Genomic DNA, 24812 nt, shown 5'->3' with positions numbered 1-24812 from the left:
TTACCTTAATTAAACAGCAGTCAGGCGCTTGCGGCCTTTTTGGCGGCGACGCTTCAGAATGGCACGGCCGTCTGAGGTAGAATTGCGCTTGCGGAATCCGCACTTGCGGGCCCGTTTGATCTTTGATGGATTGTATGTACGTTTCATCTCTAAAATACCCTCTTGTTCTAAAAAGCAGGCTAAACTACCAATAAATTCTGCGATGTCAAACCCTAACAAAGCGAAAAGGGCGTCCTCCATGACTGATTCATATAGAATCGGCTGACACTTTTGGAAGCCATGATGATTTCTTCGAGGTCACGACCCGGAAGGCCAGTTCCGATCTGTTTTTCTTCATCGCCCCGAAAAAACCGTTGGTTGTCGACGGGCGGGCATTGGGCTGGTGGTCAATCCAATGCCGAGCCAGCGAAAGGGCTGCCCGGTGGAACAAGCCGAGGTTATGGGCGGCATTGCGGTTTCGGACGCGGCTTTTGTCTTCCTGGAAGCGGGAGTTGTCGAGCCGCTGGTGGGCGCCGTTTCCGATGTCCCTGCAGCCGCGTTTGAGATCGAGCATCTCTTCCGCCGTCAGCCCGGCGCGACTGGAGAACAGGTAGACGACCAGGTCGTCGATGGATTCGGGATCTTTGCCTTGATCAGTGCATTGCGTGAGCATCGCCGCGGTTTTTGCGTGGGGGAATCAGATCTGCCCGGATGTGGCCGCGTAGATCATGCCTCCATCCTCGGCGCACTTCTTTGCAAGCTAACGGGCGGAGGGAATTTCGTTGGATTTTTCTTCAACGGGCTTGGTGCCGAGCCAGCGGCCGGTTTCCCCGCAAAAGGCGCTCACGAGCTGGAGCCCGCGCGACCCGCGCCGCGCCTTGCGCAGATCCCTGAGTTGTCCGGCTATGGAGGGGTGGGCGGCGAAGAGCTGGCGGGCGATTTCCTTAAACCTCGCTTCCAGTGATTGGCCGCTGGTCGCCGGACAGGAATTCGAAAACAATGGCGAAGCCGCACTTGTATTGCGCGATCCTTCGCCGCCTGCTAGCAACGCCTTCTATCGCGTCTCAATACCTTGAGATATGCAATTCTTCAGTAGATCATACGTTTCCAACGAATGGAATATGACAAATGATTCATGGAGGATGTCATTAGGTTGTCACGTTCATCTGTTCCAATAGCAGCATCAAAGAACGGAGAACTGAGTATGAATTCAGCAGAAACTACTCCCCGGCCGCTTGTTGAAGAACAGGCTTTTGAAATCAGTGAGTCCATTGTGGAAGGCGGCAGCTATATTCTGCAGACCATCTGGAATGAGTCACTCGATGCGGAACTAGATGGCGATCTTACACTGGCGTTGGAAATTCATGGGCAGATCCTAACGGTTGTGGGCCGATCCTGTACGGCTTATCTCCGGGCGGGTTGGCTGCATTATCAGGCCGGCGGATTTAAGCAGGCCCTGAAATTCTACGGGAAGGCCGCAGAATGCTCACCCGATTCAACCGCGCCACTGTTAGGTGCGATGGGGTGTTATGCCTCCATGGCCGATTCCGTTGAGTCCACCCGGTTGGCCAAGAAGATTGCTCGACTGGATGAAGAAAAGAGGAGTAGCAAGGCCGATGCGGCATTTCAGTCCCTCCCTCCGTCCTCCTGTGCGGCCATTGCACAATCCGGCTGAATAACGGTTCAGAGATAGAGCTTATGGAGCATTGGTTTCGGCCCAGTCGGTTTGGAAAAAGCGGACGATCAACGCCGGGGCTGCCGCTGGGAACTTGTGGGTGCCGGGCGAAAGCAGCGTGACAAACGGCGTGCCGCTTTTGGAGGGGTAGAGCGTGCCGGTCAGGTCGCCGGACGATTGCCATGGCTGGCCTTCACCGGAACAGCCGTTCAGCCGCTTAACAACAGCCATCATTGTTTTCTGCCACTTATATTTTACCAAGGTGTCGTTCGTGCCGGCCACGTGCAGGGCCGGTTTGGGTTTCAGATTCTTTATGTGGCGGGACACCGCGGCCGACGGTGCAACGGCTGTCAGCTGCTCCCCGCGCGCCGCCCAGAGGCAATAGGTGAATCCGCCGCCGTTGGAATGGCCCGTGCTGAAAACCCGGTTGGTATCGATTTGCCCTTGGAGCGAAGCATAAACCGTATCGTAAAATTTCAGGTCGCGGTTGGCGGCGTCGGACGGATTGGAATTCCAGCCATTCTTCTTTCCTTCCGGATCGGTCAGCTGTCCGACGGTCGGAAGCCCCTGCATATACACCACGGTCGCTTCTGGCCAGAGTTCATGGATCCGGAAGCTGCGCGCGCCATTGCGCATACTCCCGCCATGGCCATGAAAAACAAAAACCAGCGGGGCAAGCTTTTTCCCCTCAGGCATATGCACCAGCGCAGTGCGCTTCAGCCCATCAACCTTCCAGCTGCGCGTCTCCAGCTCCGCCGAAAAACAAACCTCCGCGGCGAACAACAGGGCAATAAACAATATCCGTTTCATAAGCACCTCCAAAAAACACCAAACGTGACCACAGGGGAAATATTGCACACATGCAGGATGGAGCGCGACGCCCCTCCTCGGTTTCCCACGAGGTAGCTCAGGCTGGGCCGCCTAGTGAAAAACCGAGCAGGCAGACGTCGTCGCCGAGCTTTTTGTGGTGGGTGTGGTTCTGGGCGGCTTTAATCATGCGGGGGAAGAGTTCCTTGAGCGGCAGGCTGCTGTTTTCGAGGAGGATTTGCTGAAGGAGGATCGTGCCGAATTCTTCGCCGGACTCATCGGCCGCTTCGCATATGCCGTCGGTGTACATCAGGATCTGGTCGCCGGGATTCAGTTGGATGGAAAAGGTTTCGTATTGGAAATCATCGGTGATCGCCAGGGCCGGGCCGATGGCGGCTTCTTCGACCGGGAGAAGGGCGGCTTTTTCCTGCCGGGGCTGAAGCAGGAATGGTGCGGGGTGTCCGGCCAACGCCCCGGTCAGTTCGCTGGTGCGGACGTCGATAATCAGACAGCAGGCGGTCACGAACAGGAAGGCATCCTTGCTTTGCAGCATGGGGTGCAGCTGGTGGTTCAGGGAGGTGAGGAAATCGCCCGCCGAGCGGGGGTCGCGGGCAAGGTTGTCGGCCAGCGCCCGGATGATTCCGGTGATCAGCGCGGCGCGGACGCCGTGGCCCATGGCGTCGCAGATGAGCAGTCCGGCGCGATGGTCGTCGAGCTTGTGGACGGCGCAATAGTCGCCACCGATTTCGCTGTCGGCTTCATAGTAATAGTGAAAGTCGATCAACGGCTTGTTTTCAGGCGAAAGAAAAACGGGATAGTTCTGCGGCAGGAAGGTTTGCTGCAGGCGTGCGGCCATTTGCAGATCCTCTGAAATCTGCTCGTTGGCCTGCCGGAGCCGATCGTTGGTGCGGCGCAGTTCGTCGGTCGCCGCCTCCAATTCGGCTTCCTTTTTCTTGAGGTCGGTGATGTCGCGCCCGATGCCGATGCATCCTGCGACCCGGCCGTCCGCGTCGCGCAGGGGAATCTTGGTGGTGGAGACCCATTTCATGTGGCCATCTTCCCATTCGGCGTGTTCCTCTTTGCATTCGAGCGGTTCACCGGTTTCGTAAATATGCACTTCATCGTCGTGCGCCGCCTGTACAAATTCCTCGGTAAAGAGATCACAGTCGCTCTTCCCGACAGCGTCCTGGGGGTTGTCGAATCCATTCCATCGGGCGCAGGCCTTGTTGATCATGATGAAGCGGGACTTCAGATCCTTGAAGAAAATGTTGTCGGTCATGTTGTCCATGAGTTGCCGCAGTAGTTCGCTATTCCCGGGAATCATCGTGTCCTCCTAGTGTCGCTGTAACGCGGAAGAGTATAATTACGGCCCGACTCGGGGACAAGGAGGGACTATGAACCTTTTATGGGGCCGCAGGAGGAGTTGCGGATGACGAGCTGCCCGTTGAGGGAGACGCGCAGGGCGGGGCTGTCGGGGAATTTGATGCGGTTGAGCATGACGCGCGCGGCCGCCTTGCCGATATCCTTGCAGGGCTGGCGGTAGCTGGAGAGGGGAACGCTGAGCAGCGAGGCATATTTTACGTCGTCGAAGCCGCACACCTGAAGCTTGTGCGGGATGTCGGCGCCGAGGTCGAGCAGGGCGCGCAGCAGCGGGGCAGCGGTGGCATCGTTGGCGCAGAGGATGCCGTCGGTCTTGGCTGTCAGCAGCTGCCGGGCGGTCTTTTCGGGGTCGTCGGGCAGGAATGTGAAATCTTTTAGGCTTTGGGCGGATTGATCGCTCTGCACGAGTGCTTCGTGGCTTCCGATGCGCCGCAGCTGCACGGTCATGGCGGGATTGGCCGCAGAGACAAACGCCAGCTGTTTGCATCCGTTGCCGAGGAGGTGGCGGGCCATGATGTAGCCCGCTTCAATGTTGTCGATCCCGATCAGGTCGTAGGGCGTCTGTCGCGGCCAGGCATAGACGTCGCGGTCGAGCAGCACCACGCGGATGCCTTTGCGGGTGAGGCGCCGGATGATTTCGAGGTTGAATTCTTCCTGGTCGGGAATGTGTTCGATGGGCGTGAAGAATACGCCGTGTACCTTGGCTTCAATGAACCGCTCGGTCAGCTGCTCGGCCAGCAGGGCGGGATCGAGTTCGAGGCCGAGCTCCGGCGGGCGGATAATCTGCATGCCGCTTTCGTGCGCGGTTTCGATGATGCCGGCGCAGATCGGCTCGAAAATCTCGGTTTTATGCAGGCGCGGGATGAGCAGACCCGCTGTCAGCGCCGACTTGCCGGGCGGCAGCACTTGTGTTCCGAATCCGGCGCGGCGGCGCACCATCTTTTCGTTGCAAAGCAGCTTGAGCGCCTTGGCGACAGTAGGGCGGGATGCGCTGAAGGTTTTGGCCAGTTCCTGTTCGGTCGGTAGCAGGTCCCCGGGTTTGTAGGTCTGGTTTCGGATTAAAAGTTTGATTTCATCGTATATTCGTAAGTACGTTGGTTTGGAAGGATTCATGATGTAAATATAAAGGTAATGCATCTGAAATGCAAACATAAAAGCAGTAAAAATGTTTACATGAATGGAATCTATGCGATTCTGTGACTATCAACTCAGGAAAACGAAACCACCAACAAGGCTTGGAGACTAACATGAAAGAAAAATTAACAGTAGCGGGAATCGGCGAGTTGCTTTGGGATGTGTTTCCGAACCATAAACGTCTCGGCGGTGCGCCTGCCAACTTTGCATGCCATTGCAATCAACTGGGAGCGGAAGCGTATCCGGTGAGCTGTGTGGGTGCTGATCCGCTGGGTGCTGGGATCCGCGAGCGGCTCGGTGAGATGGGCGTTGATGTCCGCTATGTTTTTGAAAGCGGCGCATATCCGACCGGCACGGTGGATGTGGTGCTGAACGCAGGCAAGCCCACTTATCAGATTCATGAGGATGTCGCGTGGGACCATATCCCGTATTCGGATGCGCTCAAGCAGCTCGCGGAAAAACTGGATGCGGTTTGTTTCGGATCGCTGTCGCAGCGCTCGGGCGAGTCGCGCGGCACCATCCACGCCTTCCTGCAGCACATGCCGAAAGATGCGCTGCGGATTTTCGACGTCAACCTGCGCCAGGCATTCTTTTCAAAACAGCAGGTTGGTGAGTCGCTGGAACTGGCAAATATTCTGAAGCTCAGCGATGAAGAGCTGCCGGTGCTGGCTGGATACTTCGGCCTTGAAGGCGACACGCAGGACCAACTGGTTCAGCTACGCGGCCTTTTTGATCTAAAGTTGATCGCCTACACCCGCGGCCCCGAGGGCAGCCTGGTGCTGGGCGCTAATGAAGTGGATGATTTTCCCGGATGCGAAGGGATGGCCGTTGACTCGGTCGGCGCCGGGGATTCGTTTACCGCAGCGCTGTGCATGGGGCTGCTGAAGGGATGGCCGTTGTCCAAGGTAAATGCATTCGCGAATAAAGTGGCCACGTTTGTCTGCTCGCAGAAAGGAGCCACTCCGGTTTTGCCGGGACATTTGCTGGAGTATGGGGAAGTTAACGAAACGGAGGAAGTGTCATGAAATCAAGATTCCAATCATTGGAAAACGTCAGTGAAGAACAGTTGCCGATCGCGAAACATAAACTGCACGGCTGGACCCATTTCATGGGGCTGTATGCCGGTGAGCATGTCGCAGCCACCGAATTTGTGATTGGGGCCACCTTCGTGGCGCTCGGCGCAAAAACCATGGACATTTTGATCGGATTGCTGATCGGTAATATCCTGGCCATTCTGAGCTGGACGCTCATCACCACGCCGATCGCGGTGGACACGCGGATGAGTTTGTACACCTATCTGCATAAGATTGCCGGCGACAACATGACCAAGTTGTATAACTGGGCAAACGTCATCATATTCACGGTGATATCGGCGGCCATGATAACGGTGTCGTCGACGGCAGTACGGTTTTTATTCAAGATCCCCGCACAGCTGGCCTGGTATCCCACAAACCCCTGGTTTGTGCTCGTGGTGCTGGCCGTCGGAATAATCGTGGTTTTTGTCGCCATGTACGGCTTCAATGCAGTCTCCGATTTTTCGGGCATCTGCGCACCCTGGTTGTTTGTCATGTTCACCAGCGGGGCTCTCGTGCTGCTGCCTGCCATCGCACAGTCGGTGCTGGGAAAAACATCCCTGTCCGGATTCGGCGATTTTCTGACCATCGGTAACGAGTCGATCTGGACCGGTGTGAACGCCGCGGGTGAACCGGGCATTGGATTGCTGGAAGTCATCGGTTTTGCGTGGGCGGCCAACACCATTACGCACTTCGGTCTCATTGATATGGCACTGCTGCGGTATGCCAAAAAGAAAGTCTACGGACTCTGCACCAGCTCCGGCATGTTGTTCGGTCATTTTGTGGCTTGGATTGCTGCGGGCATCATGGGTGCTGGCACCGCGGTCCTGCTGAAGAAAAGCATTACCGATCTCGATCCGGGCGACGTGGCGTATTATGCACTGGGCCTCTCCGGGTTTGTCATCGTGATCATCGCCGGTTGGACAACTGCCAACGCCAACCTCTACCGTGCCGGTCTCGCCGCGCAGGCGATTTTCCACAACCATTCCCGCAAGAAAACAACCTTGGCTGTCGGCGTCGTGACCGTCATCGTAGCCTGCTTTCCGTTCGTGTTCACCAAGATGCTTCCGATGCTGACCTATGCCGGTCTGCTCGTGGTTCCGGTCGGTGGGATTGTTTTTGCCGAGCACGTCATTTTTCCAAAGATTGGATTCACGCGCTATTGGGCGAAATACCGGAAGCTGACGCACAGCACCCCAGCCGTTACCTCATGGATTGCCGGACTCGTATTCGGATTCGGATTGAATGCGCTCAACGTGATGTCGTTCTACTACCTCTTCATTCCGACCTGGATCTTCACCATCATTCTCTACACGCTGATGGCGAAGAAATACGGCGCGGCCGAAAAATATCCGGAGGAAGAAGCGGCGGAAGAAGCCTACGACAGGGAAGTCGAAGCCTTCCAGGAAGAGCAGGCGCTCACCGCGCCCCAACCGGTGAAAGATCGTTCTGTGCTGTCGAAAGTATTCCACATCATTTCGCGCACCAGCCTGGTCATCACCATGATCCTCGCCTGCATCGTGATGTGGGGCAGCCCCGACATGGAAACCTACGAAGTAAACCGCGATATATTCTACCGCTACGGGTTCATCTGTACTGTCCTTTATTTCGTCTTTGCCTACTGGGTTATGCGTCGCCGGAAAGCCCTCATCATCATGCCGCAAACCGAAACCGCAATGTCCTAAGGGCAACAACCTCGAAGGTCTGACTTTCAGACCTTCGACTTTCAGATCTTCGATAAAAAAATTAACCAGGAGTTTAATCATGAAAGAATCAGTTCTATTGAAACAGGAAAACCTTCACCTTCTCTCAGACAAAATAGTGGTGCCAACCTACGATCGCAGCAAAGGCAAAGCGGGCATCATTCATATCGGTGTCGGCGGGTTTCATCGCTCCCACGAAGCCTACTATACCGACGCGCTCATGAACGAAACCGGCGTGTTGGACTGGGGCATCTGCGGCGTCGGACTGCGTGAGGCCGATCGTAAAATGCGCGACATTCTCAGCGATCAGGATTTCCTGTATGCGCTGATCGTCAAGCATCCCGATGGCAAAGTCGAAACCCGCGTCATCGGTTCCATCATCGACTTCATGCTCAGTGTCGAAGATCCCATTGCGGTGATCGATCGCATGGCGCACGAAGATACAAAGATCGTTTCGCTGACGATTACCGAAGGCGGCTACAACTTTAATCCCGCCACCGGCGAATTCAATTTCGATAATCCCGATGTGCAGCACGATCTGGCGAATCCGGGAAACCCGACGTTGGTCTTCGGTTTCTTGACCGCCTCCCTCAAAAAACGGCGTGCCGCCGGCCTCCCTCCGTTCACGGTGCAATCGTGCGACAACGTGCAGCACAACGGCGACATGACCAAAAAAATGCTGCTGGCTTTTGCAGGTAAGCAGGATCCGGAACTGGCTGAATGGATTAAAGCCAATGTCAGTTTCCCGAATGCAATGGTCGACCGCATTACGCCCTGCACCACACCAACGGATATTGAACTGCTCAGAAGCGACTTCGGTGTGCGTGGTGCATGGCCCGTAACCTGCGAACCATTCTGCCAGTGGGTGATTGAAGATAACTTTTCCAACGGCCGCCCCGAATGGGAAACGGTCGGCGCTCAGTTTGTGCCGGACGTGACGCCGTACGAAAAGATGAAGATCCGTCTGCTCAACGCCGGTCATTCCGTACTCGGCCTGCTCGGCTCGATCCACGGCCACGAAACCATCGATGGCGCCGTAAGCGATCCGCTGTTTGCTGAATACCTGCGCGCGTTCATGGACCTCGAAGCCACACCCGTGCTCGACGCAGTGGAAGGCATAGATCTCGAAGCCTATAAGGACAGCCTTATCTATCGTTTCGGAAATCCGAACATTAAAGACAGCCTGGCGCGTATCTGTCTGGAAAGCTCAGCCAAGCTGCCGAAATTCCTGATCTCCACGATTCATGAAAATCTCGCCGCGGGTGGGAGTATTGACTACGCCACGCTCGTGATCGCCGCATGGTGCCTCTACAGCGACAAGGGTCTCAGCCGCCACGGCGTCGAGTTCGATATTGTCGATGCAATGAAAGACGAGCTTCATCAGGCCGCCATGGGCACCGAAGACGACGTGCTTTCGTTCCTGAGGTTGGAGCCCATCTTCGGCGATCTCGCGAACAATGAGCGCTTCTCCGCCCTCTATTCCGAAATGGTCGAAGCGCTTTACGAAGATCCGGACATCGCCCGTCTCATGGAAAAAATCCTGGCCGGCAACTAGCGCCTCGGTTTACCGCAGGAGAGTGCAAAGAACTCAAAGACAGGAAAGCGGCCTCTGCTTTCTTTGCGCTCCTTGCGGCCAAACAAAACCAACTTTGGAGAGAACCTTCATGAATCAACAACTGATTATTGCATTAATCGCAGCATCAAGCATCGCCGTCGCAGAAGAGGCGGAAACGTCAAAACCCTGGTATGAACAGCCCCGCCTGTTCGATGGCCGGAGCGACATGGAGGAGGCCGGCATTTCGCCTTTCCTCTACTTCGATTCCATCTATGCGGCAAACGTTGACGGCGGAATTGATACCGCCGATAATTTTACTGCACAAACCTATGCCGGAGTAGACCTTGATCTGGAAAAACTGATTGGGTGGGACTCGACCACCGTAAAAATTTCGATGGTTAACCGCCAAGGCAACGGCATTGCAGGAGATGTGGGCGGCATTTATGACCCCATGTGCATCAACGGCGGCGAAGCCGGCCAGGTAGCCTGGCTGTATCAGGTCTGGATCGAAAAAATATTCGGCGACGATCTGGCGGTAAAACTCGGACGGACTTCTATGGATGAGGATTTCGCAAATGATGATCTCTATCGGTATTCCCTGAGCACGGCCATCAACGGCCCCATCCGCTCTATGATGCTGGACAGCCCCCAGATTTATTCCTTCCCCTTGGCGCTGTGGGGCGGACGCGTGAAATATACTCTCGATGATCAGCATCAGTTCCAGCTGGGCGCCTACCAGATTAACGATTCCATTTGGAGCGATTATGTGAAGGGAACCGACTGGAGTTTCAAAAGCGATGACGGCGTAACCATCATGGCGCAGTATGACTGGACTCCGGAAATCCTGGGCCGCCCGTCCCGCCTTTATCTCGGCATCGCCGATTCCATTTATGACTACACGGATTTTGACGGAGGCGGCACCGACAACGTTTTGCGTTTTTACGGCCATTTCGATTTCGAAGTTATCGACGGACTGAAACTGTTCACGTTCGGAGCCTATACCGCTCAGGATGAAACCGCATCGGTTCCGCTTCAAGTCAGCGGCGGCGCAAACTGGAAAGGCTTGATCCCCGGGCGCGAAAACGACCACACCATGGCATTTGTAACCTATGGCGGGCTCAGCGATGACTACGGCGATTCCCTCGGCGAGAATGTGGACTACGAAATGGTTTGCGAACTGGGGCACCGCATCCAGATCATCCCCAGCTTCTACATCCAGCCGTCCGTTCAGTACATCGTTGACCCCGGTGGCGGAGCTAATGGCGATATCGACAACGCCCTCGTCCTCGGCGCCTGGATCGGCGCATCGTTCTAAACACCGTCGCCGTCGCCCCTAGCTGGCGCCGATGATGCGGATGGCATCGAGGCGCAGGCGGGCGGCGGAAAGTTTCTCGTCGAGCTCGGTGATGGCGGCGCGGGCGTGGGCGAGTTCTTCTTCCCGTATGTTGTCGTTGACCTGCTTGAGGTACACGAGTCGCTTGTAGTCGGCTCCCAGCGTTTCCAGCATGTCGCGGCGCGCGTCGGCAATGGCGGAGTCGGCTGCTTGCTCCGCAAGGGTGCGCGTGGCGTCGATCATTGCGGGGATCATCTGCGTGCGGATCGATTCATGTTCAAGCAGCTGCCACGGGTCGGTGTTTTTCAGATGCAGCGCACTGGTTTCGTCAAGGGCGTTGCACGCATGGTCGACGGTTACACTGAACGGGGTGGGGGGCAGGAAGCGGTAGACGTTGAGCCCCGGCGGTGCCACCGTTTCCAGTACATAGATGGCCTGGAGCTTCAGCGGTATGGTCTGGGCGGGATCCACGGCCACGGCGCAGCTGCCCCGTTCGGATCCAAGAATCAGCTCGCCGGCGCCGGTCACCAAGGGATGATCCCAGCTCATCAGCATGGCGTCGGGGCGGAGCAGCGCTTCTTCCCGGTTGAAGGTGATCCGGATGCCTTCGGCTTTCAGCGGGAACCAGTCGTCGAACATGTGGTCGGGGCGGATGTGGAACGAGGTATCGTCAAGTTCCTCGGCATGTACTCCGTATTGTTCGAACATTTGCAGCAGATAGGTTTGCAGCTCCGACGACTGCTCGCACTCGTTGATTTGCTGGGCGATGGCGTTTCCAATGTCGGGGCGGAAGGAGGACAGCTCCAGCAGCCGGTCGCGTCCATCGGCGATCTGCTTGCGCAGGGTCGCGTAAAATGCGCGGGTTTCGGTGATGACTTTCTTCGTGACGTTCTGCAGCTGCGCATCGAAGCGCTTCAACAACTCGAAGCCTCCGACTACCGGTTCGGCAAAGGCATTAAGCCCTTCGTGCAGCCATCGTGCAACGTGTTCCTCGGCGGTTCCCTTCAAGTAAGGTACGTGTATGTGGACATCACTGAGTTGACCGATTCGGTCGAGCCGCCCGATGCGCTGCTCCAACAGTTCGGGGTCGCGCGGCAGATCAATCAGGACCAGGTGCGAGGCCACCTGGAAGTTGCGTCCCTCGCCCCCCATTTCTGAAACCACCATGACGCGGGCGCCATCCGGTTCGAGGAACCAGGCGGCCAGCCGGTCGCATTGGATCAACGGCATCTCTTCATGGAAATGGGCCACATCCACCCGCGAGCCGCTCTTGATGGTTTTGACGATCGCGGCCACCTCGTTGCGCGCCTTGCAGATGACCAGCACCTTCTCCTTGGGATTGTTTCGAAGGAATGTGATCAACCAGCCGATGCGCGGGTCGTCTGATCCCAGCAACGCGCGGCCTTCCGGAAGCTGCATCGGCATGAGGTGGGCGTGGCGCTTGGGGAAGCCGCTTACGCATTTGCGGGTGTTGCGGAAGATGACGCGCCCGGGGCCATGGCGATCCAGCGCCTCGGTCAGCTCCTGCTCGTCCATCGACTCAATGCGTTTTCCAATGTCAGCGGCAACCTCGGCATAGCGGTCATGCTCGATCTGATAGGCGTCGAACGAAGGGTATCGTTGCGGATCAAGCAGCCGCAGGCGCGCAAAGTGGCTCTCGAGCCCCATCTGTTCGGGGCTGGCCGTGAGCAGCAGGAGCCGGGGAATGCAATGGGCAAGGCGCTCAACCACATCGTATTCCGGACTGGTTGTTTCGGGCGACCAGTGGAGATGGTGGGCTTCATCGACAATCAGCAGATCCCAGTCGCACCCGACGGCTTGGGCGGTGCGCTCCGGGTTTTCGGTGAGGAACTCGATGCTGGCAATTACAAGCTGGTCGTCGAGGAATGGGTTGCCCGGCTCAGTGGATTCGATGGCGAGGCAGCGATCCTCATTGAAGATGCTGAACGAAAGATTGAAGCGGCGCAGCAGTTCGACAAACCACTGGTGTACGAGCGCGTGAGGGACCAAGATCAATACCCGTTTGACCAACCCGCAGGCCATCAGGCGATGCAGGATGAGACACGCTTCGATGGTTTTTCCAAGCCCCACTTCATCGGCGAGCAGAACGCGAGGCAGCGGACGTGAGCTGACTTCCTGCGCAATGTAAAGCTGGTGGGGCAGCAGGTCAACGCGTCCGCCCAGCAGGCCTCGCACCGGCAGACGGCCATAGCGGTGGCGGACGTTCAGGGCGGCGACCCGCAGCTCAAACAACGCGTTGTCATCCACATGGCCGGCCAGCAGGCGGGTTTCCGGCTGGTCAAAGCTCGAGGTGTCGCAGAGGTCCGATTCTTCGAGCCTCGACCCATCGGCAGCCACATAGCTAAGCAAACCGGTTTCGCTATTCTCGATGATTGTTTCAACGGTCAATCCGGCGCCCTCGCGCGCTTTAATCGCATCGCCCACCGTGAAACGTACGCGTTTGAGTGGCGCATTTTTGATGGCATAGTGCCGCATTTCGTTGGCGGCTTGATAGAATATCTGCACGGTTCGGGTCGTCACATCAACGACCAATCCCAGCCCGAGCTCGGGTTCCGTTTCGCTGATCCAGCGCTGTCCAGTAAAGTAATTTTGCATATGTGGCGGAACCTACCGCATTCCCGCAAAAGTGGAAATGATAGAAAGGCGCGAATGCGGTGCAGCCGCTCTGGAGCAACTGAGCCGCCGTCTCAGTTTTTGCTGATGAAGAGCCTTTGAGGATGTTGTAGAGAACGCGTCACCCCGCTTCGCGGGGTGAAACGATACTACACCTTTCAATCATTGGGGCCATGTCCCTCTGTGAGGGGCGTTGCCCCAGCGGGGCGCGCGGCCCGTTAGGACGAGTGGTGCAGCGGTCGGTTTGATGAATTACATTGAAACGTCTGTTCGCCCTGTCGGTGGTCCTAAAACCGGGGTAAAGCGCAAAAAGCGTTCTGCCCGCCTTCCCGTTTATCCATTGGAGAGGGCCTATGCGCTCGGGAGAGATAGGTAGAACACGGAACCTTGTCCCGGTTCACTCGTAACCCATGCCTTGCCTGAAAGCTGTTCTACTATTCTTTTAACAATGGTCAGCCCGATGCCATTGCCTTTGATAATTCTTTTTCGGGCATCGTTGCCATCGTTAAAAACAAGCTCAAGGTCTTCCGCTGCAATGCCGGGGCCGTTGTCCTTAATCCAGAAAACAACCGTATCGTTCTCTTTCCTGCTCCCAATCTCAATAATTGGAGGAGTTCCCCCATACTTCAAGGCGTTGCTGAGGTAATTGAACCAGACTTCCTCGAGCCAGGGGCCGTAACCCATGACGGTATGGCCGGATTCATCTATGCTGATCGAGGCGGAGCGATCCGCGATCTCCCGCTTCAGTCGTTCCTGTACAGGGGCTATCAATGATGTCATTTTCAGCCGACTGAATACGCAGTCGCCTTTCTCCATTCGGGCAAAAAGGAGCAGTTCACGGATGATCTCGCTGAGTTTGCGCCCTCCGTTAGCGATTTCCTGAAGGTATTCCCGTGTTTCTTCAGCAGAGAAGTCATCCTCTGCGTCGATCAGCATTTCACTGAGCCCTACGATTGCGCTGACATCGCTATTGAGGTCGTGCGCAACAATCGAGGCAAACTCATCCAGCTGCTTGTTTTTTTTCTTCAGTTTGGTTTCGGCGGCTTTTCTGGCCGAGATATCGGTGATAAAAGCCAGCCCGATCCTTCCGGAATCCACTTCCAGATTGCTAAGGCTGACCTCAACAGGGATTTCTTTCCCGTCCTTTCTTTGTCCGGTCAGGTCCAGCCCGATGCCCATCGGCCGTATTCTGGGATGAGAAAAATAGGATGAAATATGTTTATCGTGGATCGCTCTCAGCCGTTCGGGGATAAATAGTGAGATGCTTTCTCCCTGCACCTCTATTTTGGAATATCCTAACAGCTCCTCCATCCGTTGGTTGATCAATATGATTCGCCCATCGATATTGATGACAACCACGCCTTCCGCAAGGGATTCCATGAAGGTTCTGATGGTGATGTCTCCCTGAAGAAGTCCTGCCGTGAAGGCAATCCTTTTCTGGGCTTCCTGTTCGGCCTGCAACTTATTAATTTCATGATCCATGCGCGCAGCATATATGTAACTAGGGTTCTCTTGAAATAGTATTGTGCTGTTATTATCCGGCGACTGTTCCGCAGAGTCGCCTAGAGGCCCTAATGCAGGATAATTCGTGAGGTAGGGGCTCGCTGTCCCAGCGCGCCGTCCGTCCGCAAACCCCGAACCATCTTCTTTACTTCAACCTGAATCCGGATAGGCTGTGCGGGTGTTTGCGGTGTGCTTGTGTCGCAGCATGAAGGGCCTTACCGAGGAGATGAGCGATGGCTAAAGGGTATGACGAAAATCAGCTGCGTAAAAATGAACTCAATTTTCTGGCAAAGGATCTCGTACGTCGATCCCGCTCCAAATGTGAATTGTGCGAAGCCGACGGGGTTAAACTGACGGTTTTTGAAGTGCCGCCGGAATCCGATCACGTGTCGGCCGACCAGTGTCTGTTCATCTGCGAAACCTGCCGTGAGCAGATCGAGAAGCCCAAGCGCATGGATGCCGATCACTGGCGCTGCCTCAACAATTCCATCTGGTCCGAAATTCCCGCCGTTCAAGTGATCTCGGCCCGGATGCTCAAGCGTTTGTCCAACGAACATTGGGCGGCGGAGCTGCTTGAACAGGCCTACTTCGACGAAGAGGTTGAAGCCAGAATTGCAACGGCAGAATAGGCATGAACAAGGAATGACCGGACTATGAGGCAAGCTGAAGACAGGGTGTGGGCCGCCATCACGGAGAGTGCCAAACGCAAGTTCGACTACGACGGGTTTAAGAACCGGTTGAGCGAGTCGGGCGATGAGCGGGTTGCGGATTTCATCCTGTTTCAAATCATCGAGGGACTTGCCGAGAACCTTTCCCATGAAGAGCTGTTGCTTAAGGTCCGCGGGGATTTGGAGCTGTTCGGGTATCCGGTTCCGGAGGATGAAGTGAATGGTTTTCTGGCGGATAAAAAAGAGATCCTGAGCGCCGAGGTTCATGCGGCGCGCGAGGTGCTGTCCGGATTTGCTCAGGGCAGGAGTGCATCGGAACTGTTGACTCAGGTTCGCAAACTTCTCTACTCTCGGCCGCATGAAATTTATACCCGCGATACTTCCGGATAATGCACCTGCCGCACCCGCCCTGACCTTTCTTTTCTGCGAGGGGAAAATTGTCCTCAATCAGGAGGAAGCCATTCCTTGCTTTGGCCAGGAGCGCGCTCTCGTAAATCAGGGCATTTATCTGGGCACCTACGAAGGGCAGCCTTGTTATGTCGCCCGAATAGACGCTGAGCCGGATGTGCCTGAGGACTGCATGCTGAGCGAAATACGCCCGCTTCACGCAACATTTGCGGACGAGTTGTATGCACTGATCGGTTATGCATCGCAGATTCTGACGTGGCGCGAGAATCATCAGTTCTGCTCCAAATGCGGCGCCGGGGCCGTCCCATCAACCACAGAGCGGGCCATGGTCTGCAACGCCTGCGGTTTTATGAGCTATCCGCGGATTTCTCCCAGCATCATTGTGGCCGTCACGAAAGGGCCGGAACTGTTGATGGCCAGAGGTCCGCATTTTCCCGCCGGCCTGTACAGCGTGGTTGCCGGCTTTCTGGAACCGGGGGAAACGCTGGAGCAATGTGTGGCCCGCGAAGTCCGGGAGGAGACCGGCATAGAGGTAAGCAATATTTGCTACTTTGCCAGTCAGCCTTGGGCGTTTCCCCATTCAGTCATGATTGGGTTCACTGCAGATTATGCCGGGGGTGAGCTTAAAATTGATCCGTCCGAGATTGAAGATGCCGGGTGGTTTATGCCGGATGCCCTCCCGGAGATTCCTTCCGAGTCAACCATCGCCCGATGGCTGATTGATGACTATCTGAAGCCCGTGAAATAGAAGGAAAGGGGCGATCGCCGAGCGCGCCGAACGGTGAATCGGGGTTCGCTGACCGCATTAGCGCTTTTGCGGATGCAGCGTCTTTGCGGACGAAAAACGGTATAATAAGAGCAGTAACTCTGTATACTGCGTTGCGGTTCATTGGGGCAGGGTTGAATCTATGCCTGCTTGCATGAAGCCGGTTGTTGAGAGAGGAATTTCTATGTCTAATGAAGAACTACAAAATAATCCGCTGCAGGGTGTAAGTGCAGAGACCATGGTGACCGAACTCGTGGAGTTTTACGGCTGGGAGATTTTATATGCCGCGATGGGACTTAAATGTTTTCTGATTAAACCGACGATTCCCAGCTGCCTGACGTTCTTGGAGAAGTCTGAATGGGCCAGAGAAAAGGTCGAGAATTTTTATCTGTACCGTTTTAAGCGCATGCCGAAAGACCGTGAGGATCTGTTCGATTTAAAACCCCGCGACCGCGGCTTCGCGGATGGTATTGTTTCTCGCGATCCGATGCCGTTGACCGTTGAGAAGATTAACCAGATGAAGGCTCAAGCCGAAGAGGGCCATAAAGCCCGGTCGAGCTCCCGGCGTTCGCGCTACTAAAACAGCCAATAGGATGGGTTTTGATCGCGAAGGCACGAAGACGCAAAGGGAAGGGCTTTAGACGGGATCACAGGATGAACAGGATTTTAATTGGGTAGGGCGTGTTCGCCGAATGCGCCGAACGCTCGCAAAGCCCTTTGCCGGAGCACGCCGTGCATCCGGTCGCCGAGGCCGCCGACCCTCCAGATATGCAGGACGCGTTCCCGACCGGCCGGGCAACGTTTCCTTCCCGCTGGTCAGGTAAACGTTCTCTACACCATTTGATGCACCGCCCGAAGGGTGGACAGCGGTGCCTCCGCCCTAGAGTGCTCGCCGTCTCTGCTTTCGCATAGGAACGGCCTTCGTGGACGGAAAGCCGCACTCCAAAGCGCTGCGCGCAGCTCCCAACCCCTAACTTCAAACCCCAAACCTCGCCAGCCCGACAGGGTGGCGGAATGCAGCAGGAACTACTCCGAAGAAGACGAGTCGTTGCCGGCTGCATCATGCTCGCGGGCGGCGGCGCGGGCCTTGTCTTTTTTGCTGGGCCGTTTCCCCTTTTTCGGCGGCGGCCCCTTTTTCTTTTCTGGGGCTTCGCCGGTGCGCTCGAACCCGGCAACCTGTTCTCGGTCAACACTGACCCGGGTCCGCTTTTCGATCACATTGAAATGCGCCTGATCGTTGTGATCCACAAAGCTGATGGCAACGCCTTTGGCGCCCGCGCGGCCGGTGCGGCCGATGCGGTGGATATAATCGACGGGCGAGCGCGGCAGGTCGTAGTTGACGACGGTGGAAAGCTCCTGAATATCGATCCCGCGCGCGGCGATATCGGTTGCAACAAGCACGTGCACGTTGTGGTTCTTGAACTCGCTGAGCACCCCGGTCCGCTCTTCCTGCGTCAGGTCGCCGTGGAAGGCGTCGGCCTGTATTCCGTTGCGGCGGAGTTTCGCGGCGAGGTTGTGGGCGGCGCGTTTGCTGCTGACAAAAATCAGCACGTGTTTCCACGCCTCTTCCTTAATGAGATGCTGCAGCAGCGGGCGGCGGTTGACGCGGTCGACCTCGATAACGCGCTGGGTGATGTTGCCAACGGTCGGCACGTCGCCGATCACATTGATGTAACTCGGATTCCGCATAACCTGCTCGGTGAGTTTTACGACCTTCTTTGGATAGGTTGCGGAAAAGAGCAGGCTCTGCCGCTCGGCGGGCAGCGCCTCAAAAACCTGTTCAAGCTCTTCGGCGAACCCCAGCGCGAGCAACCGGTCGGCTTCGTCGATCACCAGGCAGAGCAGCTCATAAAAAAAGAGGTCTTTTTCCCGAACGAGCTCCAGCAGGCGGCCGGGCGTGGCGACCACAATATCGACGCCCTCTTCCAGATCGCGCAGCTGTTCACTGATCTCCGCGCCGCCAATAACGGTGGCGACGCCGATGCGCCGCGGCATATGCTTCCCGAATTCGTTGAACGTTTCGGCCACCTGCTGGGCCAATTCGCGGGTCGGAGCCAGCACCAGCACGCGGGGCGCGCAAGGCGGCGGACTGGTTTCGATGGCATGCAGCCGTTGAAGAAGGGGCAGTGCGAACGCGGCGGTTTTCCCCGTGCCGGTCTGCGCCTGGGCAATCAGATCCATTCCTTCGAGAATAAGCGGAATCGTTTGTTGCTGGATCGGCGTGGGTTCGCGGTAATCCGCGGCCTCCACCACGCGCTGCATAACTTCAAGAAGCCCTAGTTTTGAGAATGGCATAGCTGTCCTTGGTTTGAATGCGTAAGAGAGTAGCTTTTCGCCTCAGGAAAACAATCTGGAACCGGACAAACACGAATTTGTTGGCCAAACAATTGAGCCGCAATTGCGCGCGCCACACGGTGGATTAGGATCGGCGGGATGGCTCGCCTGTTGCGCGCGGTCGCCGAGGCCGTCGACCCTCCAGATGTAGGCCATGTCCCCGATGGGGCGGGTGGTGCATTGGGTAGGGCGTGGTGTCCTCACTGCGCCGCTTAACCGGATCGGTATCTCTTGCCGCCCGGTTGACCGCGAACCAGGTTCGCTCCCCGCATTCGCGCGGTCTCTCCGCTTCGCTCGTCGCTGGAGGCACAGAGAGTCGAGGAGGTTTTTATTTCTCTGTGCCTCCGCGTCTCCGTGGTGAAAAACTGTGGCGTAGCCGGGTTAGGCTTTAATCGCGTCGCCAACCAATTTGAGCGTCGACTCGTGTGAGCCCGTTGCGCAGAGAAATAATCCCTGATGACAGAAGATGCCGTCGGGTACGCCCGCGGCTTCTGAAAACGCGTCATCGGTTAATCCAGCCCAGGCCTGGGGGAAATCCTTGCGGTTCGAAAACTCGCCCGGAGCGGAAGGAACCGCTTGCGCGAAACACTTTTTGCCCTTGGAAAAAATGGCGTACAGAATGGATTCATTCCCTTTGCTGTTAAACAGGTGCTCCGTCCATTTGCAATCTTCCGGGACGAGAATATACGCGCGTTCTTCAGCTAAAGCCTCGTTAAGGGCCGTCTCCAATCCGGCTCGACTGTGCATCCAATGCTTCGCCCGTGTAATGGCCGCTTGCAGCAACAAACGAGCCCGCGCCACTTCGCCCGCAAACGCTTCGTCGGCTTTAAAGGAATTCTGAGGATTCATCATGGAGATGGAAGTCGTTAAAGAGATTTCCCGCACATCGGGGAAATCTTCAAGCGGTGTTGATAGCTTCACCCCGTTGTCAATGGCGTCAAACTGACGGATCAAACGGTTGCACACCTGATCTGCAATCGTTGGGCTGCCGCAAATTTCGGCTCCATAGTGCGACCAGATCAAGCCTATGGATGACATCTTCAATCCATCCTCATACGTCGGGCCATCCTTGAAATGATGATCATAGACCTTTTCTGCATGGGTATAATGTCCTCCCACATCAACGAGGTAATCACACTGCGCCCAAACTTTCGGGTCGCGGGAGCGACGGATCTCATAGTCGGGGTGAAGCAGCGACAAGGCCGCAATGGCAAAAACGTCATCGGCATGAAAATTCCCGCTGTGTGTTCCAAATATTGTTTTCAAAATTAGTTTTCCATTTAGGGAGGCACCGGAGCGTGGTTGATTAGTTTGAGCATTGGTTCACTCAAAGCAGGGTTAAAAATGAAGTCCTACCACTTAAACACGAAAACAGGAAGGTTCGTTCTTCATAGAGTTGAATGGGGGGGGCGGGTTCGCCGCCGAGCGAAGCGCAGATAATTTTGTTTTGCTAAATAGTGCCGAAGGCACGCTTCAAGAGGCGCAGGAGGCATGAAGCCGTTTTGTATGTCCCGCCTGAAGACGGAATTACAAACCTCAATTGGGTAGGGCGTGGCGTCCTCACCGCGCCAAACGGCAGAACGGACGCACCAGACAGGGATAGGTGTCTCACACAAAGGCACAAAGATCTCAGAGAATAAACTGCTGCACCTTCGTGCTCTTTGTGGCTTTGTGTGAGTAATGTTTGGGTAAGGTTCGACCGCCGGGTGCGCCGCCCAAATCTAGATCGTCTCGAGTTTCTGTGTATTCAGTGTCTTCTGTGGTTAAACAATATGCCCTCTGTAACCCAGAGGAAATAATCCTGTTCATCCTGTAATCCCGTTTAAAACTCTCCGGAACGCTCCTTTTATGCACCGCTTTAGGTCGTGCAGCACCCTAAACCTCGCCAACCCGACCTTTTGGCAACCAGAAGAACCCTGCGTTACATCGCTTTAACCGGAACGCCGGTGAGCGTGTCTTTAGCGCAACCATATCTCGGGAAAAATACACAAGGTCAAATTGACCTTGATATAGCATCTGATGATCCCAGAATCTCAGCATTAAAAAATCTCCAACCAGCTCATTGACCCTACTTGGACAACGCCCGTTTTGAAGGCGAAGTTTATTTCCCAAGCGGGTCATGAGTAACGTTCGATATAGGAAAATATGAAAGCAGAACTCTACATAAAATATACAGGTTCTGATCCAAGAGATGATTCTAACATCCCTTTATCAGACCTCGGTAAATCCCTGATTTCATTTGAACGAATCATTACTGATTTGAGTGAAATATTTGGGATTGATGCAAAGGTAGAAGTTCTTGCGACAACCCACCGAGAAGGTTCGCACATTGTTGATCTGATACTTCAGATTTCAGATGCATTCGATTCACTTCCCTTCGATTCCCCAGAGCACTTTCTCGAATTTTTAAAATTTGCAAATGAAGAAGCGTGGAGACAGGCATCTGCATTCCTCACTGAACTAAAAGAAATTCATCGTACAGTTAATGATTATTGCGCAAAGAACCCAGCTGATTTAGCTCTCCTAGCTCTTTTGATCCCCGGATTGTTTGCGCTTGTTCGGAAACAAAGAAAAACACCTACAGCAGTCGACCCCAATATGTCTGATCGCATTGCAAAACAAGTTTACAAATTGATCGAGAAAAATAAATTTGGTCAATTTGTGAAGCCACCGCCACTGTTCCGACGAGCTCTGTTGTTGAGGCGCCGTTGAGTTTGAATAGGCGGCGTGTGGCGAGCGGGATCAGGACGGCACACGTTGCGCGCACGAAGGCCATGGACAGATCCAGGATCAGCAGCGGGCGGTGGGGCCGGTAGAATGCGCAGAAACGCTTGATCATTTAAGCAGCGTGGCGGGCGTGTCGACCTGCAGGAAGTTGGTGTGGGCCGAGTAGATGTGGCCGCCGCCGATGAAGACAATGAGGTCGTCTTCACCGAAATGATTAGCCTCGAGGAGACCCTTGACGCAGGTCTTCACCAGCTCGTCGGTTGTGTGCGGCACATCGATCTGCGAAGCATGCACGCCGTAGCTGAGCGAGAGTTCGCGCACCGTGCGCATGCTGGCGGAGAGGGCGAAGATGGGGGTCTTGCCGCGATAGGAGGCGCAGATCTGGGCGGTGTCGCCGGATTTGGTGCTGGTGATGATGGCCTTGGCCGGCAGCATGGCGGCCATGGCGACGGCCGACTTGGCCAGATGGTTGCGCGGCATCAGGTCTTCGGCCTGCTGGACTACGGGGATCTTATGGCTGAGCGTACCTTTCTGCGCTTCGACGTTGCGCGCGATTTCGGCCATGGTGAGGACGGCCTCGGCGGGATATTTTCCATAGGCGGTTTCGCCGGAAAGCATGACGGCGTCGGTGCCGTCGTAGATCGCGTTGGCGACGTCGGAAACTTCGGCGCGGGTGGGGCGCGGGTTGTCGATCATCGAGTGCAGCATCTGGGTGGCGGTGATGACGGGCTTGACGCGCTCGATGCAGGTTTTGATCATCTGCTTTTGGATGATCGGCACTTCTTCGGCGGGGATTTCGATGCCGAGGTCGCCGCGCGCCACCATGACGCTGTGGGCGACGTCGAGAATCGAGTCGAGATTGTCGACCCCTTCGCGGTTCTCGATTTTGGCGATGATTTTGATGGGGCTCTTTCGCATGTTGAGGATGCTTTGGATGGCCATCACGTCGTCGCGGCTGCGGACAAAGGAGTGGGCGATGAACTCAACGTCGGAGCGGGTGGCCCAGTCGATGAATTCGGCATCTTTTTCGGTGAGGGCCGGGAGGTCGAGTTCGACGTCGGGAACATTGATGCTTTTCTTGTTCTTAATGGCGCCGTCGTTTTCTGCGCGGCAGACGAGTTCCTTGCCGTCTTTTTCCTGGACGGTCAGGTGGATTTCTCCGTCGTCGATCAGGATGTCGCTGCCGACGGGAATTTCTTCCACAAAATTCTCATAGTTGACCTTGAAGCCGCCTTCGGGCGTCGTTTTGTCGCCGATGCGGACGGTGTCGCCGGTTTTGACTTCGATGGCCTCGGCCATTTCGCAGGTGCGGACTTCGGGGCCTTTGGTGTCGATCAACACGCCGATGCGGTCGGAGACCGCGCGGATGTTGGCGAGGATCATGTCGGCCTCTTCGATGGAGACATGCGCGGTATTCAGGCGGGCCACGTTCATGCCGGCGTCGTAGAGGCTTTGGATAAATTCAACTTCGCAGCGGTTGTGCGCAATGGTTGCAATGATTTTGGTTTGCTTGTTTCGCATGTCTCTTCCTTTTGTTCGACGGCGCGCGTTTTATCAGATTGGGCCAAAGGTGCTAGCCCATAATAAAGAAAAGATCAGTAGTGGGGTGGTTTTTCGTTCCCGCCGATTTCTTCTGTCTGACCGAGTTCGGTCAATTTATTTTCCAAGGTCTGGAGGCGCCGCCGAAGCTGGGCCATGTCCTGCTGCTGCCGGAAAATTTCCTGATTCAGGCTGGCGATGGTTTCGTCCTGCAGGGCGGCGAGTGTTTCGAGTTGGATAATTCGTTCTTCCATGCGCCCAATTTAGCAGATCGGCGGCGGAATAGGAGCCGTTTAATCGCCTTTTGCGTTGCGGCGTCTGCGGGCTTGGCCTAACAATACCGCGAACATGGGAGATAGATATGTCCGATAATCTGAATAGCACCGGCTTTCTGCTGAAGAACCTCATGGAAAACATGACGGACAACATCTATTTCAAGGATACCCAGTCCCGTTTTATCATGGTCAACAAAGCTTTTTGCGACTGGACCGGGCTGTCTCCGGACCACGTTATCGGCCAAACCGATTTCGATCTCTTTGCCTCCGCGCACGCTCAACAGGCCTTCGACGACGAGCAGCGCATCGTGGCGAGCGGCAAGCCGATGATCGGCATTGAGGAAAAGGAGACTTGGCCCGACGGTCGCGTCACTTGGGTGTCTACAACGAAGATGCCTCTAAAGAGTTCGGACGGTGAAACGATAGGCACGTTTGGCGTATCGCGCGATATTACCGACCACAAGGAAGCCGAGCTGCAGGCGGCGCGGTATGCCGAGCAGATCCGTTGCATCAAGGAGCGCATGGAAGAGGATGTGCGCATGGCCGCCGAACTGCAGAAAACTTTTTTTCCGCGGACCTATCCGGTTTTTCCCGAGGGGGCGCCGCCGGAAGAGAGCGTCGTGCACTTTCTCCACTACTACCATCCCAGCGGCATGGTCAGCGGCGACTTCTGCACTATCCGCCGCTTGTCGGCGACCGAGTCCGGCATCTTCCTCTGCGATGTGATGGGCCACGGCGTTCGCGCGGCGCTGGGCACGGCGCTGATCTGCGCAATGGTTGAAGAGGTTTCCTCGCAGGAAAAGGACCCCGGTGGTTTTCTGGGGCGGATGAACGAACTGCTGCTTCCGATTCTGCGCCAGGAGGATACGTTCCTTTATGCCACCGCCTGCTATATGGTTTTTGACGCAGCCACCGGACAATTGCGTCTCGCCAATGCCGGGCACCCCGTGCCGCTGCATTTCCAAGCCGCGGAAAAAACGGCCGACTGGCTGTTTGGCGACGACACGTTGCGCGGTCCGGCGCTGGCCATCGCTGAAGGGGCTGTTTTCGAAACGGCGGAGAAGACGCTGCTGCCCGGCGATGCGGTGGTGCTGTATACGGACGGGCTGTATGAAGCCGAGAACGATGCGGGCGAGGAGTTCGGCGAAGCGCGGCTGCTGGCCGCCGCGCAGCGCCTGGCCGGCGAGCGGCTGGAAGATGTTTTCCCCACCTTGGCCGATGAAACCGCACGGTTTGCCGCGCTCAACGACGATATTTGCCTAGTGGGCCTGCGCTACAAGCGCCCGATGGCGTAGCGGGAGGGGCGCGGGCTTCCGGCC

General features: G+C 55.9%; 22 protein-coding genes. 12 read left to right on the top strand and 10 right to left on the bottom strand.

All coding sequences use genetic code 11. From position 1 onward, the window contains the following. Positions 1-9: 9 nt before the first annotated feature. Complete coding sequence (gene rpmH / locus SCARR_RS15980; RefSeq protein ID WP_136064645.1) at positions 10-147, bottom strand: 50S ribosomal protein L34; 138 nt, start codon at positions 145-147, stop codon at positions 10-12. Positions 148-394: 247 nt separating this feature from the next. Here rpmH and SCARR_RS15975 point away from each other — a divergent pair, with 247 nt between their 5' ends. Continuing rightward, on the top strand, positions 395-943 hold the full coding sequence (locus tag SCARR_RS15975; RefSeq protein ID WP_136062672.1) for a hypothetical protein: 549 nt from the start codon (positions 395-397) through the stop codon (positions 941-943). Between the two features lie 240 nt (positions 944-1183). Further along, the gene (locus SCARR_RS15970; protein WP_136062671.1) at positions 1184-1654 is read left to right on the top strand and encodes a tetratricopeptide repeat protein; all 471 of its coding nucleotides are present in this window, start codon (positions 1184-1186) and stop codon (positions 1652-1654) included. A 21-nt stretch (positions 1655-1675) separates the two neighbouring features. Here SCARR_RS15970 and SCARR_RS15965 read toward each other — a convergent pair whose 3' ends face one another. The 3 genes from SCARR_RS15965 to SCARR_RS15955 form a co-directional block, all read right to left on the bottom strand. Continuing rightward, the gene (locus SCARR_RS15965) at positions 1676-2464 is read right to left on the bottom strand and encodes an alpha/beta hydrolase family esterase (RefSeq protein WP_136062670.1); all 789 of its coding nucleotides are present in this window, start codon (positions 2462-2464) and stop codon (positions 1676-1678) included. A 97-nt stretch (positions 2465-2561) separates the two neighbouring features. After that, positions 2562-3785, bottom strand: a complete 1224-nt coding sequence (locus tag SCARR_RS15960) for a SpoIIE family protein phosphatase (RefSeq protein WP_136062669.1) — start codon at positions 3783-3785, stop codon at positions 2562-2564. A gap of 68 nt (positions 3786-3853) precedes the next feature. Continuing rightward, the gene (locus tag SCARR_RS15955) at positions 3854-4978 is read right to left on the bottom strand and encodes a substrate-binding domain-containing protein (protein WP_168433363.1); all 1125 of its coding nucleotides are present in this window, start codon (positions 4976-4978) and stop codon (positions 3854-3856) included. 110 nt (positions 4979-5088) lie between these two features. Here SCARR_RS15955 and SCARR_RS15950 point away from each other — a divergent pair, with 110 nt between their 5' ends. From SCARR_RS15950 to SCARR_RS15935, 4 genes are all read left to right on the top strand, one after another. Then, entirely contained in the window at positions 5089-6000 is a 912-nt protein-coding gene (locus SCARR_RS15950) for a carbohydrate kinase family protein (RefSeq protein WP_136062667.1), read from the top strand. After that, on the top strand, positions 5997-7733 hold the full coding sequence (locus SCARR_RS15945) for a purine-cytosine permease family protein (RefSeq protein ID WP_136062666.1): 1737 nt from the start codon (positions 5997-5999) through the stop codon (positions 7731-7733). The genes SCARR_RS15950 and SCARR_RS15945 overlap by 4 nt, the downstream gene beginning before the upstream one ends. Before the next feature lie 79 nt (positions 7734-7812). Beyond that, positions 7813-9306 carry a mannitol dehydrogenase family protein gene (locus SCARR_RS15940; RefSeq protein ID WP_136062665.1) on the top strand — a complete coding sequence of 498 codons (1494 nt, stop codon included), beginning with the start codon at positions 7813-7815 and terminating at the stop codon, positions 9304-9306. Between the two features lie 109 nt (positions 9307-9415). Next, positions 9416-10621 carry a carbohydrate porin gene (locus SCARR_RS15935; RefSeq protein ID WP_168433362.1) on the top strand — a complete coding sequence of 402 codons (1206 nt, stop codon included), beginning with the start codon at positions 9416-9418 and terminating at the stop codon, positions 10619-10621. A gap of 18 nt (positions 10622-10639) precedes the next feature. Here the strand turns inward: SCARR_RS15935 and SCARR_RS15930 are convergent, their stop codons facing one another. Both SCARR_RS15930 and SCARR_RS15925 read right to left on the bottom strand, forming a co-directional pair. After that, positions 10640-13255: an SNF2-related protein gene (locus SCARR_RS15930; protein WP_136062663.1), complete on the bottom strand. Its 2616-nt coding sequence runs from the start codon at positions 13253-13255 to the stop codon at positions 10640-10642. 369 nt (positions 13256-13624) lie between these two features. Beyond that, positions 13625-14734: a sensor histidine kinase gene (locus SCARR_RS15925; RefSeq protein ID WP_168433361.1), complete on the bottom strand. Its 1110-nt coding sequence runs from the start codon at positions 14732-14734 to the stop codon at positions 13625-13627. 275 nt (positions 14735-15009) lie between these two features. Here SCARR_RS15925 and SCARR_RS15920 point away from each other — a divergent pair, with 275 nt between their 5' ends. From SCARR_RS15920 to SCARR_RS15905, 4 genes are all read left to right on the top strand, one after another. Next, entirely contained in the window at positions 15010-15405 is a 396-nt protein-coding gene (locus SCARR_RS15920) for a phnA protein (RefSeq protein WP_136062661.1), read from the top strand. A gap of 24 nt (positions 15406-15429) precedes the next feature. Further along, the gene (locus tag SCARR_RS15915) at positions 15430-15834 is read left to right on the top strand and encodes a hypothetical protein (protein ID WP_136062660.1); all 405 of its coding nucleotides are present in this window, start codon (positions 15430-15432) and stop codon (positions 15832-15834) included. Continuing rightward, positions 15803-16600: an NAD(+) diphosphatase gene (gene nudC / locus SCARR_RS15910; protein WP_136062659.1), complete on the top strand. Its 798-nt coding sequence runs from the start codon at positions 15803-15805 to the stop codon at positions 16598-16600. The genes SCARR_RS15915 and nudC overlap by 32 nt, the downstream gene beginning before the upstream one ends. 202 nt (positions 16601-16802) lie before the next feature. Beyond that, a complete protein-coding gene (locus SCARR_RS15905; RefSeq protein WP_187356378.1) occupies positions 16803-17198 on the top strand; it encodes a VF530 family protein in 396 nt (131 codons plus the stop codon). A gap of 446 nt (positions 17199-17644) precedes the next feature. Here the strand turns inward: SCARR_RS15905 and SCARR_RS15900 are convergent, their stop codons facing one another. Both SCARR_RS15900 and SCARR_RS15895 read right to left on the bottom strand, forming a co-directional pair. Next, entirely contained in the window at positions 17645-18913 is a 1269-nt protein-coding gene (locus SCARR_RS15900) for a DEAD/DEAH box helicase (protein ID WP_136062657.1), read from the bottom strand. A gap of 420 nt (positions 18914-19333) precedes the next feature. Continuing rightward, positions 19334-20218 (bottom strand): MYG1 family protein, encoded by an 885-nt coding sequence (locus SCARR_RS15895; protein ID WP_168433360.1) that lies wholly within the window; start codon positions 20216-20218, stop codon positions 19334-19336. A gap of 879 nt (positions 20219-21097) precedes the next feature. Between SCARR_RS15895 and SCARR_RS15890 the strand changes: the two genes are divergently transcribed. Beyond that, positions 21098-21664, top strand: a complete 567-nt coding sequence (locus SCARR_RS15890; protein WP_136062655.1) for a hypothetical protein — start codon at positions 21098-21100, stop codon at positions 21662-21664. A 123-nt stretch (positions 21665-21787) separates the two neighbouring features. Here SCARR_RS15890 and pyk read toward each other — a convergent pair whose 3' ends face one another. Further along, positions 21788-23200, bottom strand: coding sequence for a pyruvate kinase (gene pyk / locus SCARR_RS15885; RefSeq protein ID WP_136062654.1), 1413 nt, complete (start codon positions 23198-23200; stop codon positions 21788-21790). A 74-nt stretch (positions 23201-23274) separates the two neighbouring features. Next, entirely contained in the window at positions 23275-23472 is a 198-nt protein-coding gene (locus SCARR_RS15880; protein ID WP_136062653.1) for a SlyX family protein, read from the bottom strand. A 107-nt stretch (positions 23473-23579) separates the two neighbouring features. Between SCARR_RS15880 and SCARR_RS15875 the strand changes: the two genes are divergently transcribed. After that, entirely contained in the window at positions 23580-24788 is a 1209-nt protein-coding gene (locus tag SCARR_RS15875; RefSeq protein ID WP_136062652.1) for a SpoIIE family protein phosphatase, read from the top strand. Positions 24789-24812: the final 24 nt, after the last annotated feature.

The organism is Pontiella sulfatireligans (assembly GCF_900890705.1).
Classification (GTDB): domain Bacteria; phylum Verrucomicrobiota; class Kiritimatiellia; order Kiritimatiellales; family Pontiellaceae; genus Pontiella; species Pontiella sulfatireligans.
The sequence above is the reverse complement of the archived record's forward strand: the minus strand, read 5'-3'. Positions and strand labels throughout refer to the sequence as shown.

Bases quoted from the DNA above. Each gene is read 5' to 3' on its own strand.
- SCARR_RS15955 (WP_168433363.1), bottom strand. From the start codon at position 4,978: ATGCATTACCTTTATATTTACATCATGAATCCTTCCAAACCAACGTAC.
- SCARR_RS15930 (WP_136062663.1), bottom strand. From the start codon at position 13,255: ATGCAAAATTACTTTACTGGACAGCGCTGGATCAGCGAAACGGAACCC.
- SCARR_RS15965 (WP_136062670.1), bottom strand. From the start codon at position 2,464: ATGAAACGGATATTGTTTATTGCCCTGTTGTTCGCCGCGGAGGTTTGT.
- SCARR_RS15940 (WP_136062665.1), top strand. From the start codon at position 7,813: ATGAAAGAATCAGTTCTATTGAAACAGGAAAACCTTCACCTTCTCTCA.
- SCARR_RS15875 (WP_136062652.1), top strand. From the start codon at position 23,580: ATGTCCGATAATCTGAATAGCACCGGCTTTCTGCTGAAGAACCTCATG.
- SCARR_RS15945 (WP_136062666.1), top strand. From the start codon at position 5,997: ATGAAATCAAGATTCCAATCATTGGAAAACGTCAGTGAAGAACAGTTG.
- SCARR_RS15935 (WP_168433362.1), top strand. From the start codon at position 9,416: ATGAATCAACAACTGATTATTGCATTAATCGCAGCATCAAGCATCGCC.
- SCARR_RS15950 (WP_136062667.1), top strand. From the start codon at position 5,089: ATGAAAGAAAAATTAACAGTAGCGGGAATCGGCGAGTTGCTTTGGGAT.
- SCARR_RS15890 (WP_136062655.1), top strand. From the start codon at position 21,098: ATGAAAGCAGAACTCTACATAAAATATACAGGTTCTGATCCAAGAGAT.
- SCARR_RS15900 (WP_136062657.1), bottom strand. From the start codon at position 18,913: ATGCCATTCTCAAAACTAGGGCTTCTTGAAGTTATGCAGCGCGTGGTG.
- nudC (WP_136062659.1), top strand. From the start codon at position 15,803: ATGAAATTTATACCCGCGATACTTCCGGATAATGCACCTGCCGCACCC.
- SCARR_RS15880 (WP_136062653.1), bottom strand. From the start codon at position 23,472: ATGGAAGAACGAATTATCCAACTCGAAACACTCGCCGCCCTGCAGGAC.
- SCARR_RS15905 (WP_187356378.1), top strand. From the start codon at position 16,803: ATGTCTAATGAAGAACTACAAAATAATCCGCTGCAGGGTGTAAGTGCA.
- SCARR_RS15960 (WP_136062669.1), bottom strand. From the start codon at position 3,785: ATGATTCCCGGGAATAGCGAACTACTGCGGCAACTCATGGACAACATG.
- SCARR_RS15970 (WP_136062671.1), top strand. From the start codon at position 1,184: ATGAATTCAGCAGAAACTACTCCCCGGCCGCTTGTTGAAGAACAGGCT.
- SCARR_RS15915 (WP_136062660.1), top strand. From the start codon at position 15,430: ATGAGGCAAGCTGAAGACAGGGTGTGGGCCGCCATCACGGAGAGTGCC.
- rpmH (WP_136064645.1), bottom strand. From the start codon at position 147: ATGAAACGTACATACAATCCATCAAAGATCAAACGGGCCCGCAAGTGC.
- SCARR_RS15920 (WP_136062661.1), top strand. From the start codon at position 15,010: ATGGCTAAAGGGTATGACGAAAATCAGCTGCGTAAAAATGAACTCAAT.
- SCARR_RS15975 (WP_136062672.1), top strand. From the start codon at position 395: ATGCCGAGCCAGCGAAAGGGCTGCCCGGTGGAACAAGCCGAGGTTATG.
- pyk (WP_136062654.1), bottom strand. From the start codon at position 23,200: ATGCGAAACAAGCAAACCAAAATCATTGCAACCATTGCGCACAACCGC.